The sequence below is a fragment of the Pseudomonas sp. GW821-FHT04D07 genome, from assembly GCF_059420225.1.
This window is the reverse complement of sequence record NZ_JBWKTH010000065.1, coordinates 1-1,253: the sequence shown is the minus strand read 5'-3', so window position 1 is coordinate 1,253 and position 1,253 is coordinate 1. Positions and strand designations below refer to the sequence as shown.

Below are 1,253 nucleotides of genomic sequence, written 5' to 3'. Positions count from 1 at the left end.
TGTAGTGGTCAACTAATTCCGGACACCTCGATAGGTAATTTTGACACCATCGCCCGCTCGTAAACGGTCGGTGGCAGATACCCCAGTTTCGAGTGCAGTCGCTCGTTGTTGTAAAACCCAACGATGTACTCGGTGATGTCACGTATTGCCTCGCCATGGTTGGCGTAGTCACGGCGCCATACACGTTCCATTTTCAAGCTCAGGAAGAAACGCTCCATCACGGAGTTGTCCCAACAGTTACCTTTGCGACTCATGCTCTGCTGCATACCATTTCGTTCCAGCAACGCTCTGTAGCTCGCGCTTGCATACTGACTACCCCGATCCGAATGGGCGATCAGTCCCGGTGCCGGCTGGCGCTGAGCAATAGCCAGTTGCATGGCGTTGCATACCAGCTCGGCAGGCATGTTCGGCGCCATGGACCAGCCCACAATCTTGCGTGAGAACAAGTCCAATACCACGGCCAGGTACAGCCAGCCGCTGCGGGTCCGGATGTAGGTCACATCCGCCACCCACGCCTTGTTCACCGCCTCGGGCTCGAACTGGCGATTCAGCACATTCTCGGCGATCGGCAGATCGTGATTGCTATCAGTCGTGTGCACAAATTTGCGCTTCCAGGCTGAGCGCAGACCGTTAGCTCGCATCAAGCGGCGGACTTTATAAAGGCTTATCTCCATCCCCTTGGCGTGCAGGGCCTTACGCAACGGGCGACTGCCGTAGCAACCGCCACTTTCGCTAAACGAAGCCTTGAGCTGTACCGTGACTGGGCAAATCGGTGCCGGCGCTTGGGCCCGTTTGTTGGCCTCGTAAAAGCCGGAGCGGCTGATGCCCAGCAGCCGACAGACGTGCACCACCGAATAAGCCTTCTGTTGCAGCTGTCGAACCAGGCGGTAGGTCACTTCAGCTCGCGGGCAAAGAAGGCTGTAGCTTTTTTTAGGACATCGTTGTCCATCTTGAGCTGCCGGTTCTCTTGCTCCAACTGCCGAATACGCTGCTGCTCAGGTGTCAGCGGTTTACCGATCCCAGCTTGTCCCAACTGTTCCGATTCATACTGCTGGACCCAGCGTCGAACAGCCGAATCAACCAGATTGAGATCCCGGCAGACTTGTGAAACGGCCAACCCCTGGTCTGTGATCATTTTCACGACTTGCAGCTTGAAGCTGTCGTCGAATGTCCTGCGCTTGTCGGTCATGAAAAACTCCTCGATAGATGCATTTTCCACCTATCGGGGTGTCCGGGGAAATTAAACCACCACA

General features: G+C 55.8%; 1 protein-coding gene. It reads right to left on the bottom strand.

All coding sequences use genetic code 11. From position 1 onward, the window contains the following. Positions 1 to 8: 8 nt before the first annotated feature. Positions 9 to 1,189 (bottom strand): IS3 family transposase gene (locus AC07T0_RS31705; RefSeq protein ID WP_495004870.1). Its coding sequence is split into 2 segments (ribosomal slippage): positions 9 to 934 and positions 934 to 1,189, totalling 1,182 coding nucleotides; the frame shifts between segments, so codons are not numbered across the junction. Positions 1,190 to 1,253 lie beyond the last annotated feature (64 nt).